Raw genomic sequence first — 16,085 nt, 5'->3', positions numbered from 1 at the left:
ATAAAGGAACAAAAATGACCAATTCAAAAACATCCCCTTTGCATCATGAAGACGACACGTTGCTCGACCTCATTGTGGTCGGCGGTGGTATTAACGGTGCTGGTATCGCGACCGATGCGGCTGGTCGCGGGCTTAGCGTTGGCCTGTACGAGGCGCAAGATTTCGCGAGTGCAACGTCATCAGCAAGCTCTAAACTCATTCATGGTGGGCTGCGTTATCTTGAGCATTATGAATTTCGTTTGGTCAGTGAAGCGCTTGCCGAGCGCGAGACTTTACTGGCTAAAGCCCCACACATTGCTTTCCCAATGCGTTTTCGTCTCCCTCATCAGCCATACTTGCGCCCCGCTTGGATGATTCGTATCGGTATGTTCTTATATGACCATCTTGGTAAGCGTACTTCACTTCCGGCAAGCAAAAAGGTTAAGTTAGCCGCAGGCTCAGTCACCAAACCTGATCTCAAAATAGGATTCGAATATTCTGATTGCTGGGTCGATGACGCTCGCCTTGTCATGCTCAATATTATGCAAGCAAAGCAGCAAGGCGCAGAGATCGCAAACTACTGTACGGTTGAATCAGCAACGCGTGTCGGTGACCATTGGCAGGTGACCCTTTTTGACCATCGCACTCAAACACAGCACACTCGTCGTAGTCGAGCGCTGGTGAACGCGACAGGCCCTTGGGTAAAATCATTCATTCAAGATTCTATTCAAACCACGTCACCTTATGGTATTCGTCTGATTAAAGGTTCACATATTATCGTTAACAAGATTCATGATGAGCCACAGGCTTATATTCTGCAAAACGAAGATAAACGCATTGTCTTTGCGATTCCTTATTTAGATAAATTCACCATGATTGGCACAACAGATTTGGAATACCATGGTGATCCAAGAATGGTCACTATCGACAGTCAAGAAACTCAATATTTGTTGGATGTGATTAATAGCCACTTTATGAAACAGTTGACTGTAGATGATGTCGTCTCAAGCTTTAGTGGTGTGCGCCCACTGTGTGATGATGAGTCAGATTCACCGCAAGCAATTACTCGTGACTATACGTTGTCTTTACAGTCAGAGCTGGATGAAGCTCCCCTGCTTTCCGTGTTTGGCGGTAAGCTTACAACGTATCGTAAATTGGCCGAATCGGCCATGAAACAGCTCAGCCCATTCTTTACCAACATGAAACCAGCTTGGACAGCAAACTCTGTATTGCCCGGTGGTGAAAATTACGATCCGCAACGCTTACTCGCAACTTATAGAGCGCGCTTTCCTTCCTTAGATGTCTCCCTGATTAAACGCTGGATGCACAACTACGGAAGCAATATCAACAAGCTGCTAGAGCACGTTAGCAACCAAAGCGAGTTGGGGCACAAATTCGCAGATGACCTTTACCAAGTTGAAGTTGATTATTTAATCGATCATGAATTTGCATTGAACGCCAAAGACATCCTTTATCGCCGCAGTAAATTACATTTACTGATCAACGATGAACAAGTTGAAGCTGAGCTGCAACGCTATATTGAAAGTCGTGATAATCATAACGTCGAATCGATGCAGCAGTATGCTTGATAGAAAAAACCATTGAATACTAAAAAGGAGCCTAAAGGCTCCTTTTTAGTATTCAATGAATATCCCCACTAATGGGCTCGATTTTCAGAGGATAAAAACGTGTGTTTGTAATGGACAAACGCCTGATTCAAAGCAACTTCTTTAATCGGTTTGACCAACACATAATCGGCCCCAACGGCGAGAAAGGCTCTTTTTGTATCTTGCATCCCATCAGCCGTGCATGCATAGATCGGCACCGATAAACCGAGATCTTCGCGAATGATTTTAGTGGTTTCAATACCACCAAGCTGTGGCAGTTGGTTATCCATCAAAATCAAGTCGATGTGGGTATCTCGCTTGAGAAAATCAATGGCATTATAGCCATCCTGGACCCAATGCACTTTCATGCCATACTTTTCGCAAAACGCCTTAGCAATAAACGCATTGGTGTGATTATCTTCGACCAATAGCACTTGTAACTCATCATCAAACATCAACGCAGGGTCTGATACCAAATTGTAACTGTTTGATGTCTGCTTATCCGGTTTGACTTCAACAGGGATAAGCACGTCAAAGGTCGCACCATGGCCGGGACGACTCTGCAACGAGATGTGACCATTCATTAAGTCGACCAAGCTTTTCACGATGGCAAGCCCTAGCCCACTCCCGCCATATTCTCGCGTAGTCGTTGATTCAGCTTGAACAAATGGCTCAAAAATCGTTTCCTGCCGGCTGTAGTCGATACCAATCCCGCTATCCTTTACCGCAATATGCAAGGTAGCATCGTTTCCATCTGGTTCTTCAATACATTCTATAACGACTCTAACTTGACCTTTACTGGTGAATTTCACCGCGTTACTGACTAAATTAAACAAAATTTGATTAATACGGACTAGGTCACTAAACACAATAAACGGGTCATCTAATTTGCTCACGACATCAAGCGCCACCGATTTCTCATCACACAATGGGCGATAGATTTTATCAACCGTTGTCACGAGTTCAGTTAAGTTGAAGTCGGCGCATTGAATTTGAAATTTACCCTGTTCAATCTTCGAGAAATCAAGAATATCATTCAGTACGGCGAGAAGATGTTCGCCGCTGTGGCAGAGAATGTCGATGTGCTCTTTGGTATTTGGATCCACCATTTTGTCACGGAGTAATTGTGATATGCCTAGAATGCCATTAAGCGGTGTTCTCAATTCGTGACTCATTTTCGCCAGGAAGTCAGCACGAACACGGGCTGACTCTTCAGCTTCTTCGCGGGCTAATGCACTCTGACGCTGCGCTTCAATAAAGCTCGTAACATCTTGTCCTTGAGCGATGATGTTGCGAATTTCGTTATCAATAATGATGGGAGATAAATTCCATCGATAGGTCGTTTCACCAATAGGAATCGTTACGCCAGTAATTGTCGCACCGTGCGCGCACATATGGATTTGTGGAATGAGCTTTTCAACTAAGATACTGAAGCCGTTGTCATCAAGATTTCCTGTTTTAAAACTGCGCTCAGCAGCAGGATTCATCTCAATTAATTTGCCTTTGTTGTCCCACAACGTAATGGGCGATAGCGAATAGTTAAAGAGATCGACAAACAGCTTTTCTTGCTCCTTAAGACGCTGAAAGGCAGTTTGGAACGATTCTCCGATCTGATGAAATTCCTCAATCGAAGAGCCACAAAATTCACTGTCTTTCTGCTTTTCTGCAGCCACGGTAGTGTATTTGGTTAAACGTAATAATTCTTTCGAGACGCGCTGACCTAGCCAATGGCGACTAAACAGTGCAATCAATAAAATACACACCAAAGCAATAATCACCCACATATAATGGCTACGCATCATCGTCACGATATGAGCATTATTTTGAATGGTGTAAACCGAAAGGAAGGTTGGATTGCCGTTAATCGTCAAATCAGTACGAGAGACCATGTACTCGTGATTTTTGAGCACTGAGGCATATTCATCCAGCCATTTCAAATGACGAAAGTCATCGGTTTTTGTCGTCGCGGCGATAATATTCGATTTGGCGGCCAACAAGATGTGGTCGACATTGGCGCCTTTGAGCAGCGAACTTACCAAAGAAAAGTTACTATTGAGAACCAAACCGATATGGATGTACCCCAAGACTTCGCCGCTGTCTAAATCAATCACCGGAGTTCTTCTCAGTAGTAAATAGCGTGGCCCCATCATGGATGAAACCTCCTCCACATGCCAATTGGTTCCCATCGACATGTTATGACCGATTTCAAGTAATGCCTGTGGTTCAATACCATAAAATTGGGCATTAGCGTCTTCCCACAGCAGCTCTTCGTCGTCAATAATGAAACGGAAATCGGGAGTGACGGCCGGGCTGACTTGATCAACGCCATTAAAAAAAGCATCGATATCAGAAGCATTTAAAGACATCAACGCACTGGTTAGCGACAAGTTTCGACTGTAGCTATCCTGCTGAATTTCAAGAGATTGAAGACGGTAATTAAAAATTTGCTGAACAAGACTGGAGGTTTGAAGTTTAGAACGGGCCGCTTCTTGAGCAACAACCTGCTGATTAACCTGATAATTTTGAAGTAAGACGATCACCGTCAGCACACTGATGGTGATAAATATAGAACGAGTAATAAGCGACGCCAGACGTCGCCGACTATATTTTTGAGTCTTTGTCATAAGCTTAGTTGTCTGAGTACCTAAATGCCCGCTGTTTTAACGCATTAAGCTTTTGTTGGTCATCGCTAGACGTAACCAATTCAAAGTCGCCTGAAAATACCGTTGGAACCTCTTTCCCTTCAATATCAAGCTTAATCGCCTCTGCCATCGCAATCCCCGTATCATCATTCATACGCATAACGGTTACACCCAAATCGCCATTTGCGATCGCCTCTAATTCAGCCGTTCCACCGCCCCAACCATTGAGCAAAATATCTTGGCGTCCGAGCTCTTTTAATGCTTCCGCAGCACCTAATGCAACATCGGTAGAACAGGCATAGATAAAATTAATGTTTGGATCATTTTCAACCGCTTGTAGTGCGGTTTCATAACCAGAGCGGCGAGTCGCTTTGGTATAGTAGGCAGAAGCGAGCTTGTAATCGTTTTTATGCGACATACTTTCTATAAAGGTATTTCCTCTCGCATCACTGACATAACCTTCTGAAAAATAGAGAACCGAATAGCGGCTCTCGGGCGGTTCATGTTCTAGGTAATACTGACTTAAAACTTGCGTCCCTTTAATATGATCGAAACCAACATACATAAATGGCTGCTGCCCATCCCATGCTCTCACCGGGGTAGTAATGTTTTGCAAAATAAGTTTGGTATCGGTTGAACTCAAAACATGTTCAATAAATTTGCGATGACGCGTGGTATCCAAGGTGAAAATTAAATAATCCGCTTTGTTATGAATGGCATCAAGCAAGGACACACTCTGCTGGCGGAAATCAATATTAGGGCGTGTAAATACCTGGTTAATTTCATAAGCGATCCCCAGCTTTTCTAGCCGCATTTCAAATGCTTTAATATTGCGCACCCAGTAGTCTGAAATTTGTTGTCCTGGATAAACAACAGAAATGGAGATCGGCGGCTTGGGAGAAGAAGAGAGACGGACAGGATTTCCTCGAACTAATTGGGCTAACTGCTCTGTTAAGGCCTTCTGCTTAGGGTGTGTAGATAGATATTCATCATACTGCCAGTATCCACTGAGCAGTTCACTTGAATAAGCCAGCAGCGGCACCAACCAAAGCGTTACTATTCCGAGCAAAATTTTCATTGCTGTTTAAAGCCCTTTTTTGTTCTTTACATAAATAATAGTATGGCTTGGGAAGGAGTACGATAAAAGAAAAAGATCTTTTTTTTTAATAGGTTGAGCATAAATTCGGCATAACCCCAAAGCCTAGCCCGACATTATGCTCAACCTAATGTTTTTAACCGATGATTTAGAAGGTTAAAGCGAGATTCACTGAAGCACCAAACTCATTCTCGCCGGCATAAGCAGCGGAAACGTCTAAGCTCACCACATCAGCAGGGCTAATACCAATACCAGCCGTTACCGTGTTATCTAAGGTATCTTCGGTATCAATTTGATAACCCGCACGCAACTGCGCCCAACCCCATGCGTTTCCTTCCACCCCAACTCTCAAGAAGCGGGTATCGTCATCAACGCCAGAGAACCGAGTTTGCTTGGTTAGATCCCAATCAAGCGTGGCGGTGAAAAATTCACTAACGTACGCACCAGATATCGTCACTTGAGTATCTAACTTATACTGATTTTGCTTATCGATAGTGTCGATCTCTTGCGAGAATAAATCTTTGACGGCCAGGCCCGCACGGAATTCATCGAGTAACCACACTGCGCCCAAGTCCATATTAAACGCAGACTTTGACGTTTCGCTTTGGTCGAAATCTTCGATGTCATAGTCTTGAACAGAAATATCTTCTTTGTAGGTTTTCATTTGTTGGTATTTCGGCGCTACACCGAACGAGAATTGCTGCCCAGCAATCATAAATTGCTTGGCCATGGCTGCGCCAAACTCACCGTAGCCAAACGCAATGGTTCGAACTGACGAGCTTTCGTAACGAGTTCGCACATTGATTGGGGTATCGCCTAGGTCAGCCGTGATATTGGGAATCGCGATAATTTCAGCGTAACCACGAGCAAACAAGTTGACCGACAGCATGCGAGTAGGAACGGCTACCGCCACACCCGCGCCGACACTCGCATTCAAAGCGGAATCATCTTCGAGCTGATTTAAGTAATCGTTAAGTGTCGCTGCGTCAGAGGGATCAACACTGCCTGAATTTTCAAAGGCATCGATCGTATCTTGCAGATCATCTAAGGTGCTTAACGTATCATCACTGTCCCTGACACTCGCCCCGACAGCCGGCAATAAAAGACCAAAGTCGTCGTTATCCCGGGATACAGCGGTGAGCGCTGGGTTGTAGAAAGGCGCGAGGAGAAAATCGGCGGTGGTAACGCCAGTGTTCCCCATCCCGTTACCGCGCGCGTCAGCGACGGTCGATGCAGCCATTACCGAGAGGCTCGGTAGTGTTGCTGCCACTGCTAAAGATATTTTTGTTAGTTTGTTCATGGCTGAATAGACCCTTTTTATTATTTCCACAAAAAAGGTTAATACAGTTTTTTATAACTAACACAAAAGAACTAAACTTCTTATACTGAAATCACATCTTGAAGTTTCAGTTTATGGCTTATTAGCATTTCCTTACTAAACTTGGGCAGTTTTTTAAGTCGAAGCTCTAATTTGGACGCTAAACTGCGTCCACCATCCACTTGTTGATACCAACTCAACTCAAGCGGACCTTTTCCTCTGAGTGCCTTTGCCCCCTTACCTGTCTGATGCTGCTTAAAACGTCGTTGAACATCAGTAGTGATTCCACAATAAAGCGCACCCTTATGAGTGCGCACTAGGTAGATAAACCAGACTTGGTCGATATCGCTCATTAATCTAAAAACTGCTCAACGCGTTCGCTTAACGCCGCCAACTGCTGCTTCAAATTTTCTACTTCTTGTTCGAGCGCTTCGATGCGCTCCACACTTCCGCTCGAAGCACTGACTGGCGCTTGTGCAAAGCTTTCTACATCCACCTCACCCGAGAAAAGATGTTGGTAGCGAGACTCTCGCTTGCCCGGTACTCGAGGTAGCTTCACCACGAGAGCCCCATCTTCACGCGCTGCCATGCTATCAAGAGTTTGCTCAACTTCTCTCACATCATGAAACTCAGCAAGGCGATTGGTACGGGTACGAATTTCACCGGGTGTTTGTGGACCACGCAATAATAAGCAACATACAATCGCTTTTTCCTGGGGCGTTAGCTTTAAATCACCAAATTCAGTGTTACAGAAACGGTGTTGAAACTTACTCACTCGACTATTAAAGCTGCTTTCATCGCTGACAAGGCGGCGAGCAATTAAACCATCCACGGCTTGTTGGACTTCACTATCTTCATACTCTGTCACTGGATCGCGATTGCTCTTTTGATTGCAAGCGGATGTTAAGCTATTGAGTGTTAATGGGTAATAATCTGGCGTGGTCACTTCTTTCTCAAGTAGGCAGCCGATAACTCTCGCTTCGATGGGCGTTAATTCAATGTTCATCTTGTATCCTTAGCGTGTGTTGCTGAAGTTAATGCTCAGACAGCAACGAAACCCGTTTAATATTACCATCTTGGTCAATCATGAAAATTTTCGAACGGTTTAATTCTACTTCAGTTAGTTCAAGCTTTTTGCGTTCGTTTTGATAAGCGTGACGAAGTCGCTGACTTTGTGGGTCACCACTAGGTTCTTCCTGCGCTTTTGAAACAACGATTTGAGAAGGTTGCATGTTCAAATCAATAAAAAGTCCTCAATAATCAAATATTATCCCTATATCTGTCGAGGACTCAACTTCCTGAGCACAGTCTGGCTATAAAAGCGTCAACAGTATGTAATGATTGATTTTAAGACTGTAAAGCCAAGGAATGTTGTGTTTTAATCGAGTTAGTTAACGTTAGAAAATAGGACAAGAACTCTATGAGTGGTGTATTCGAAATCGTGGCAAATGCACGCCGCAAAAACAAATTGAAACGTGAATTGCTAGACAACGAAAAGAAAGTTCGTGACAACCGCAAGCGTGTAGATCTACTCGACAACTTACTTGATTACATCAAGACTGATATGTCACACGATGAAATCGTAGAAATCATTAAAAACATGAAATCAGACTACGAAGATCGCGTTGATGATCACATCATCAAGAGTGCCGAAATTTCAAAAGAGCGCCGTGAAATTTCACGCCGTATCCGCGAACTGACTGAAGCCGAAAAACAGCACGTTCAGACCAAAAAATAAGCATTCCAGCCTCCTATTTTAAAGCCCACATTATTGTGGGCTTTTTTGATCAATACACTTTCCATAGGTTGTCGAGTATTAAATTTCGTCGCTAAACGATTGCGTAATCGCTAACCTTCTCCCTTCATTAATTTGTGCTTTTCTCGCTATACATGGACTGATATATTGCCAGCCGTTGCTTAATTTAGACCATTCGAGGCAAGGAGCTTCCTCACTAATCTCACGATGAGAAGTTTGGTAACGCACATAACGTGCGCAAATGATAGAGGGTCAAATTATGGACATGAATATGGTTGAAATGATCGGTTACGCTGCATCAATCATGGTGGCACTTTCGCTCACAATGAAAGACATTAAAAAGTTGCGTGTCATCAACTTTATTGGCTGTGCCTTATTCGCAGCTTACGGATTGATGATTGGTGCTTGGCCAGTCGTGGTAACGAACGGATTTATTGCCTGCGTTAACGTGTACTTCCTAACCAAAATGCAGCAAGAGAAAAAAGCGCAAAGCAAGCTGCAAAACAGCGCCGCTTAAACCAATAACTCGATAAAAAGCCCCGAAATTTTTCGGGGCTTTTTTGTGTTTAGCGTAATTTAGTTATTAATCATCGTCTTGACACTCCGCCCAGTATTGCGCGCATTTCACCGCACGCTTCCAACCACGGTAGCGACGATTTCGTTTCTCTTCGTCATGATGAGGAACGAAAGTACGGTCAAGTTCCGCTTTATTTTGTAACTCGTCTAAGCTGTCCCAGAAACCGACGGCCATCCCAGCTAAATACGCCGCGCCGAGAGCGGTGACTTCAGTGACTTTAGGACGTAGCACTTGTGTATCAAGGACATCTGCTTGGAACTGCATCAAAAAGTTATTTGCCACAGCGCCACCATCGACACGCAGTGCTTCCAACTTGATTCCAGAGTCTGCTTGCATCGCATCAAGTACGTCACGGGTCTGATAAGCAATACTTTCAAGTGTTGCGCGGATTAAATGGTTGGCATTCACGCCGCGTGTTAGCCCAACAACCGTACCGCGTGCATACGCATTCCAATACGGCGCACCAAGGCCAGTAAACGCAGGCACAACATACACGCCATTTGATGTATCCACCTTAGTCGCAAAGTATTCCGTATCATGGGCATCGTCGACAAATTTCAGCTCATCACGTAACCATTGCACAGATGCTCCGCCCATAAAGACCGACCCTTCCAATACGTAAGCTGGCTCGCCGCTTGGCCCACACCCAATGGTGGTGACCAATCCATTATGAGAAGTGACTTTCTCTTGACCCGTATTCATCAGCAAGAAACACCCAGTACCGTAGGTATTTTTGGCTTGGCCTGGTGTCACACAAAGCTGTCCATACAGCGCAGCTTGTTGGTCACCGGCAATACCCGCAATCGGAATACGTGTCCCGCCCTTACCACCAATATTGGTCTTACCGTATACTTCAGATGACTTACGAACTTCAGGCATCATGCTAAGTGGAATATCTAGCGCTTTGAGCATTTTTTCGTCCCACTCAAAGGTATTGATATTAAACAGCATAGTGCGCGATGCGTTCGTGTAATCAGTAACATGCACACGCCCTTGAGTCATTTTCCAGACTAACCAAGTATCGATGGTGCCAAAGAGTAATTTACCTTGATTGGCCGCTTCTCGCGCCCCTTCAACATTATCCAGAATCCATTTCACTTTGGTTCCGGAGAAATAAGGGTCGAGGACTAACCCAGTATTTTCACGAATGTAATCTTCAAGACCTTTATCTTTCAGTGATTTACAAATATCGGCAGTACGGCGACATTGCCAAACAATGGCATTGTATATGGGCTTTCCGGTTTCTTTATCCCACACCACCGTGGTTTCACGTTGGTTGGTGATGCCTATCGCGGCTACTTCATCACTACGAATTCCGGCTTTACCCAGCGCTTCGACGAGAGTTGAGCTCTGCGTTGCGTAGATCTCCATTGGATCATGTTCTACCCAGCCATCATCCGGATAGATTTGAGTGAATTCGCGCTGCGATACACTAATGATGTTCGCATCATGGTCAAGAACTACAGCTCTAGAGCTTGTCGTTCCTTGGTCCAAAGCAACAATATATTTCTGTTCACTCATGGTGTATTCCTTATTCTTTCATCGTCAATTGAAGTATGGCTTTAACTTAAACGTGTGCTTCTTGGTTTTCGTTGCTATCGTCACACTGATTTGGAATGGTGCATCCTGTACCCACTGTTGGCAAATATGCACCGATAAATTTTGGATAAACCCAAGCACCAAAACACGCACCGCAGATGGGCGCCAAAATCGGCACTATAAAGTATGGAATGTCACGTGCGCCCGTTAAGGCATAATCCCAGCCAGCTAAGTAAGCAAAAAGCTTGGGTCCGAAATCACGAGCAGGATTCATTGCAAATCCAGTTAATGGGCCCAACGAACCACCAATAACGGCAATTAAAATGCCGATCAACAGTGGGCTCATAGCGCCCCTTGGTGCACCATTGTTTTCATCGCCCAGCGCTAAGATCGCAAACATCAGTACTGCGGTGATGACAAATTCAACTGCAAAAGCGCCAAAGAATGAAAGCGCAGCGTTAGGGTAAGTAGAAAAAATACCTGCCGTTGCTAATGCCTCTGGGCTACTGCGTAGCATATTGTGGGTCACTTCATACTCGGTAAACAAGTTACTGTATAGTCCGTAGATTAACGCTGCTGAGCAAAACGCACCTAACACTTGAGAAAAGATGTAAGGTAACACTTTAGATTTATCAAAACCGTGAAAGGTGGCAAGCGCAATGGTTACCGCTGGATTAATGTGAGCCCCAGAAACGCCAGCGGTACAATAAATCGCGATAGCGACACCAAAGCCCCACATAATACTGATTTCCCACTGACCAAATTGCGCTCCCGTCAGCACAAGTGCAGCAACACACCCGACACCAAAGAAGATCAGTAGTCCCGTTCCTATAAACTCAGCGATGCACTCGCCAAGTAATGTTGGCCTTTTAGTTCGCGTCATGTTCAAAGTCCTTTGTATTCACGTTAATGGATTATGTTTTGTTGTTATTCAAACTGGATTTTCCATAAATTTACGTTAACGAAAACTCAACATGAGCATAAATGAGCGTTCGAGCACATTTTGTTTATAAAATGGTTACCTTTTTGTTAATCAAATCAGCTTTTCAGTGATTTATAATTAACACATATTTAGCCAAGAATAAAAACAAACGTAATATTAATAGGTTAAATAAACTTAAGAATGAATGCCGATTATTCGCTTTGGTAAAAATGTTCGTTTCTGCGCGTTTAGCATTTCGGTTAACGGACGTTGGATATAAAAAAAGCAGCTCTAAGAGCTGCTTATCAGACGGTGGACTTTGTTAATCATCGGGTAGTGTCGGTAACTTTGTTGTCCCACCATGGATTTTCTCTCGCCAGTGTTGAACCACGTTAAACAGCCCAGGTATCAACATGGTTCCGGCGATGAGTACACACAGTAGCCCACCAATTAGAGCAATTCCCAATGAATTTTGACTAATATGCCCAGCACCTGACGCCACCACCAGCGGTATCATGCCAAGAATAAACGACCACGAAGTCATATTGACGGCACGAAAACGCAGCTTACCACCGAGAATGGAGGCAGTTTGAATATCTTGCTCACTCTCTTCTCGCTGATTTTTGGCAAATTCAACGATTAGAATGGCATTTTTCGCCGCCAAGGCAATCAACAACACCAATCCTATTTGCGCGTATAAGTTGAGCGGTGTTCCTGTCAGGTTTAACGCCAGATAAGACCCTAGGGTCGCAATCGGAACCACCAATATAATGGCGATAGGCACACTCCAACTTTCATATTGCGCCACCAAAAATAGGTAGATAAAAATCAGCGCCAGTGCAAAGGCATATACGGCTTGGTTACCGGCAAGAATTTCTTGGTAAGCCATCCCGGTCCACTCATACTGATAGCCATGCGGGAGTACTTGCGCAGCCACACGCTCCATCGCATTAATCGCGTCGCCACTTGAATAGCCAGGCGCTGGTTGACCTTGAATCACCGCACTGCGATACATGTTGTAACGCCATGCAACATCTGGCTCAAAGACCTGTTGGTAAGTCACCACGGTACTCAGTGGAATCATCTCACCCGTTTGTGAGCGTACATGAAAGCGTTCAAGATCATCGATGCCTTGACGGTATTCACCGTCTGCTTGCAAAGTCACTCGGTAGCTCTTACCAAGCATGGAGAAATCATTAACATAAATAGAGCCTAAGTTACCCTGTAATGTTTGGAAGACTTCCCCCAATGACACACCCAACTGCTTAGCTTTCTCACGATCAATATCCAGATAGTAATGCGGAACGTTGGCTCTAAAGGTACTGAAACTGGCTGCAATTTCAGGCTGCTGGTTTGCCGTTGTAATTAACTGGTTCATCACATCCGCAAGCTCGGTGCGACTTCGCCCTAAAGTATCTTCTAATACAAATTCAAATCCTGAAGCTGCTCCCATTCCTGGCACCGCTGGCGGTCCCATCGTAAAGACAACCGCCTCGGGTAAACTGACGGCGGCCCGCTGGTTGATACGCGTCGCGATAGCATTGGCACTATTATCACCTTCAAGCGCCTGACGGTATTGCCAGTCATGCAGCTTAATAAATAGCGATGCACCATTCGAGGCTGCCGCGCCCGTCATAAACGCAAAGCCATTTGCCACGCTCACACCATCAACCCCTGGCTCTTGTTCAACTAACGCCATTAATTGCTGTGTGACGTTTTCGGTACGATTCAGCGAGGCAGAATCCGGAAGCTGAACATTGGTTAGCAAAATGCCTTTGTCCTCTTGGGGCACAAATGCCGTTGATGTCGTTTTTGCAAAATAACCAATGGCGCCCACTGAAACGACTAACACACAGCCCAGAACCACAACCTTCTTCACTAAAAAACCAGCCAAGGTGCCATAGCGCTCCGTCAAGCGACCAAACATTCGGTTAAATGCGTTAAACCAACCCGCTGTATTGCCACCGCCACGTTTTAATACCAACGAACACAGTGCCGGAGACAATGTCAGTGCATTCACCGACGAAATGATTACTGAAATACAAATGGTCAACGCAAATTGGCGATACATGATGCCAGTGATACCGGGTAGCATTGAGACTGGTATAAACACCGCCAAAAGGACCAGAGTCGAGGTAACTATCGGACCGGTAACCTCTTTCATGGCCTTTAAGGTCGCTTGCCGAGGTGTGAGGTCTGGGTGATTAGACATGGTTGTATCAACATTTTCGATGACCAAAATCGCATCGTCCACAACGATACCTATCGCTAGGATTAAGCCAAATAGGGTAACGGTGTTGATGGTAAACCCAGCTGCCAACATAATGGCAAACGTCCCAATCAAAGAAACCGGAATGGCAACCACGGGGATTAAGGTTGAACGAAAACTGCCTAAAAATAGATACGTCACCGCAATAACCAATAATACGGCTTCAATCAGTGTCTTAACGACACCTTTAACGGATTCAGACACAAATACCGTCGTGTCATAACTGGTCTCATAACTCAATCCTTGTGGAAAATTCTGACTTAGGGACTCAAGTAAGGTCATCACAGCTTGGCCACTCTCGAGTGCATTGGCATCCGATTGTAACGAAAGCGCGACAATCGACGCATCCTGTCCTCGAAACTGACCATTTCCGTCATAGAATTTTTTACCTAACTCGACACGTGCAATGTCTTTCAAATACACGCTTGAACCATCTGAATTCGCTCTGAGAACGACATGCTCAAATTCACTGACCGTTTCTAAACGCCCTTTCGTCACTAGGTTGAATTGCATTTGTGAATCGGTATGAAAAGGCGCAGAACCAACGCGCCCTGCAGCCACTTGAACGTTCTGCTCTGCTAACGCTGAATACACATCGGATGTGGTCAATTTAAGGTTGGCCATTTTCTCAGGGTCGAGCCAGACACGCATCGCGTATTCCCCTCCCCCTATGACATTCACTTCACTGATCCCCTTCACGCGAGCCAATTGATCTTTAATATTGAGATTGACGTAGTTGATCAAGAATCGGTCATCGTATTTCCCCTCAGGCGAATAAAAGTTCAATACCATAAGCATGTCTGGCGACCGTTTTTTTACCGTGACGCCAACCGCTCTTACCTCTTGAGGAAGCTTGGCTTCAATTTGCGCCACGCGGTTTTGCACATTCACTTGTGCCATGTCGGGATCGGTGCCAACATCAAACGTTACATTTAAGCTATAAGAGCCATCATTAGCACTTTTTGAAGACATATAAATCATGCCTTCGACCCCATTCACCGCGGTTTCTATTGGGTCAGCAATCGCCTGCTCGACAACCTCGGCACTTGCCCCTGTGTAAAATGCAGAAACACTCACTGAAGGTGGGCTAATTTTTGGGTACTCAGCTACCGGTAGCTGTGTAAGCGCAATGCCACCAGCCAGCATCAAGATAATTGAAATGACCAAGGCAAATTTGGGGCGCTGAATAAAGAAACGACTTAGCATACCTGACTACTCCTGATTAGGCTGAATGGTGACAGGCATCCCATCTCTTACACGCTGAAGCCCCTCAGTGATAACCTGCTCGCCGGCCTTAATACCGCTGCGGACAATAATGCCCTGTGGTGAAATAGGCCCAAGAGATACAAGACGGCGATGCGCGTTGCCATCGGAGTCAACGACGAGAACAAAACTCCCTTCTAAGTCCCTTTGTACTGCCTTTTCTGGTACTGTCAGTACCGAACTTGGCTCTGCTTGTTTAATAATCACCCTTGCATGTTGACCGGGTATTAAATGATGCTGATGATTCGCAAAGCGCGCCCGCATGGCCAACGTACCCGTGGTCAGGGAAATACGGTTATCAACAAATTCAATATCGCCCTTTTCGGCATAACGTTGGCCGTTTTCCAATTCGAGCTCAACAGTGGTGTTTCGATTCGCACTTTGAGTTTCGCCTTCAATCTTGAATTGCAAACGCTCACGTTCGCTGATGTTGAAGGCGGCAAGCACAGGATCAAGACTTACGATTGTCGTCAACACGCCCATATTGGGGGAGAGTAAGTCCCCTTTACTGGCTTTGCTGGCGCCGATACGCCCACTGATAGGCGCCACTATTTGCGTATATGAGAGCTGGGTCTTTGCCAAATCTCGTTGTGACTGTGCGGCTTTTACCTGAGCTTGCGCACTCAGCAATGACGCAGAGAGCGCATCAAATTCGGCTTGTGAAATACTGCCTTGAGGAAGAAGTCGCTTTCCGCGCTGGTGATCGAGCTCAGCTTTCTTTAACGCTGCATTTGCTTGCGCAACCGCCGCTTCCGCGCTGGCAACTTGTGCTTCAAACGCTGACGGCTCAATGGAGTAAAGCCGCTGACCCGCTTCTACGATTTGCCCTTCTTTAAAATGACGTTCGGTCAAATAACCGGTTACCTGGGCACTAATATCGGTGTCTTCAACGGCTTGAATGCGGCCGGTATAGGCTTTTTGAAAGGCATAGGTTGAGGTTTGAGCAGTGCTCACAGTGACAACTGGCGAAGCAGAAGGTGACATGGTGCGCTGTTCACCGCACCCTGTGAGCACAAGCACGCTCGACAGAGTAACGGCAGCAAGTCTGGCGTTCATAAAATACCCGCTATTAAAGTAAGGCTTTAAAGGATGCTCAATCTAAATAACGGCTTGCGGA

Annotated in this window: 13 protein-coding genes; 3 read left to right on the top strand and 10 right to left on the bottom strand. The window is 45.3% G+C overall.

Features of this window, described 5'->3' with window-relative positions:
• Positions 1–14: 14 nt before the first annotated feature.
• Entirely contained in the window at positions 15–1,568 is a 1,554-nt protein-coding gene (gene glpD, locus M1D72_RS03415; RefSeq protein WP_456295579.1) for a glycerol-3-phosphate dehydrogenase, read from the top strand.
• 68 nt (positions 1,569–1,636) lie between these two features.
• Here glpD and luxQ read toward each other — a convergent pair whose 3' ends face one another.
• The 6 genes from luxQ to M1D72_RS03385 all read right to left on the bottom strand — a co-directional run bounded on the left by luxQ (position 1,637) and on the right by M1D72_RS03385 (position 7,874).
• Positions 1,637–4,210, bottom strand: a complete 2,574-nt coding sequence (gene luxQ, locus M1D72_RS03410; protein WP_456295578.1) for a quorum-sensing autoinducer 2 sensor kinase/phosphatase LuxQ — start codon at positions 4,208–4,210, stop codon at positions 1,637–1,639.
• 4 nt (positions 4,211–4,214) lie between these two features.
• Complete coding sequence (locus M1D72_RS03405) at positions 4,215–5,306, bottom strand: substrate-binding domain-containing protein (protein WP_390195271.1); 1,092 nt, start codon at positions 5,304–5,306, stop codon at positions 4,215–4,217.
• 166 nt (positions 5,307–5,472) lie between these two features.
• Positions 5,473–6,624 carry a conjugal transfer protein TraF gene (locus M1D72_RS03400; RefSeq protein ID WP_456295577.1) on the bottom strand — a complete coding sequence of 384 codons (1,152 nt, stop codon included), beginning with the start codon at positions 6,622–6,624 and terminating at the stop codon, positions 5,473–5,475.
• An 80-nt stretch (positions 6,625–6,704) separates the two neighbouring features.
• Positions 6,705–6,995 (bottom strand): GIY-YIG nuclease family protein, encoded by a 291-nt coding sequence (locus M1D72_RS03395; RefSeq protein ID WP_456295576.1) that lies wholly within the window; start codon positions 6,993–6,995, stop codon positions 6,705–6,707.
• A complete protein-coding gene (locus M1D72_RS03390) occupies positions 6,995–7,648 on the bottom strand; it encodes a YceH family protein (RefSeq protein ID WP_456295575.1) in 654 nt (217 codons plus the stop codon). Before M1D72_RS03390 ends, M1D72_RS03395 begins: the two co-directional genes overlap by 1 nt.
• A gap of 28 nt (positions 7,649–7,676) precedes the next feature.
• On the bottom strand, positions 7,677–7,874 hold the full coding sequence (locus tag M1D72_RS03385) for a hypothetical protein (RefSeq protein WP_390195262.1): 198 nt from the start codon (positions 7,872–7,874) through the stop codon (positions 7,677–7,679).
• Positions 7,875–8,062: 188 nt separating this feature from the next.
• On the opposite strand from M1D72_RS03385, the gene M1D72_RS03380 reads away from it, so the two are divergent.
• Entirely contained in the window at positions 8,063–8,380 is a 318-nt protein-coding gene (locus tag M1D72_RS03380; protein ID WP_390195259.1) for a DUF496 family protein, read from the top strand.
• A gap of 277 nt (positions 8,381–8,657) precedes the next feature.
• Positions 8,658–8,915: a YgjV family protein gene (locus M1D72_RS03375; RefSeq protein ID WP_390195256.1), complete on the top strand. Its 258-nt coding sequence runs from the start codon at positions 8,658–8,660 to the stop codon at positions 8,913–8,915.
• 66 nt (positions 8,916–8,981) lie between these two features.
• Here the strand turns inward: M1D72_RS03375 and glpK are convergent, their stop codons facing one another.
• The 4 genes from glpK to M1D72_RS03355 form a co-directional block, all read right to left on the bottom strand.
• Positions 8,982–10,496 carry a glycerol kinase GlpK gene (gene glpK, locus M1D72_RS03370; RefSeq protein WP_456295574.1) on the bottom strand — a complete coding sequence of 505 codons (1,515 nt, stop codon included), beginning with the start codon at positions 10,494–10,496 and terminating at the stop codon, positions 8,982–8,984.
• A 46-nt stretch (positions 10,497–10,542) separates the two neighbouring features.
• Positions 10,543–11,397 carry an MIP/aquaporin family protein gene (locus M1D72_RS03365; protein WP_390195252.1) on the bottom strand — a complete coding sequence of 285 codons (855 nt, stop codon included), beginning with the start codon at positions 11,395–11,397 and terminating at the stop codon, positions 10,543–10,545.
• A 361-nt stretch (positions 11,398–11,758) separates the two neighbouring features.
• Positions 11,759–14,911, bottom strand: coding sequence for an efflux RND transporter permease subunit (locus tag M1D72_RS03360; RefSeq protein WP_456295573.1), 3,153 nt, complete (start codon positions 14,909–14,911; stop codon positions 11,759–11,761).
• A 6-nt stretch (positions 14,912–14,917) separates the two neighbouring features.
• Positions 14,918–16,024, bottom strand: a complete 1,107-nt coding sequence (locus tag M1D72_RS03355) for an efflux RND transporter periplasmic adaptor subunit (protein ID WP_456295572.1) — start codon at positions 16,022–16,024, stop codon at positions 14,918–14,920.
• Positions 16,025–16,085 lie beyond the last annotated feature (61 nt).

It is taken from the genome of Vibrio sp. AK197, assembly GCF_053903115.1.
The sequence above is the reverse complement of the archived record's forward strand: the minus strand, read 5'-3'. Positions and strand labels throughout refer to the sequence as shown.

Coding starts and splice junctions, on each gene's coding strand:
- M1D72_RS03400 (WP_456295577.1), bottom strand. CDS start 6,624: ATGAACAAACTAACAAAAATATCTTTAGCAGTGGCAGCAACACTACCG.
- M1D72_RS03360 (WP_456295573.1), bottom strand. CDS start 14,911: ATGCTAAGTCGTTTCTTTATTCAGCGCCCCAAATTTGCCTTGGTCATT.
- M1D72_RS03365 (WP_390195252.1), bottom strand. CDS start 11,397: ATGACGCGAACTAAAAGGCCAACATTACTTGGCGAGTGCATCGCTGAG.
- M1D72_RS03395 (WP_456295576.1), bottom strand. CDS start 6,995: ATGAGCGATATCGACCAAGTCTGGTTTATCTACCTAGTGCGCACTCAT.
- M1D72_RS03355 (WP_456295572.1), bottom strand. CDS start 16,024: ATGAACGCCAGACTTGCTGCCGTTACTCTGTCGAGCGTGCTTGTGCTC.
- M1D72_RS03405 (WP_390195271.1), bottom strand. CDS start 5,306: ATGAAAATTTTGCTCGGAATAGTAACGCTTTGGTTGGTGCCGCTGCTG.
- glpD (WP_456295579.1), top strand. CDS start 15: ATGACCAATTCAAAAACATCCCCTTTGCATCATGAAGACGACACGTTG.
- glpK (WP_456295574.1), bottom strand. CDS start 10,496: ATGAGTGAACAGAAATATATTGTTGCTTTGGACCAAGGAACGACAAGC.
- M1D72_RS03380 (WP_390195259.1), top strand. CDS start 8,063: ATGAGTGGTGTATTCGAAATCGTGGCAAATGCACGCCGCAAAAACAAA.
- luxQ (WP_456295578.1), bottom strand. CDS start 4,210: ATGACAAAGACTCAAAAATATAGTCGGCGACGTCTGGCGTCGCTTATT.
- M1D72_RS03385 (WP_390195262.1), bottom strand. CDS start 7,874: ATGCAACCTTCTCAAATCGTTGTTTCAAAAGCGCAGGAAGAACCTAGT.
- M1D72_RS03375 (WP_390195256.1), top strand. CDS start 8,658: ATGGACATGAATATGGTTGAAATGATCGGTTACGCTGCATCAATCATG.
- M1D72_RS03390 (WP_456295575.1), bottom strand. CDS start 7,648: ATGAACATTGAATTAACGCCCATCGAAGCGAGAGTTATCGGCTGCCTA.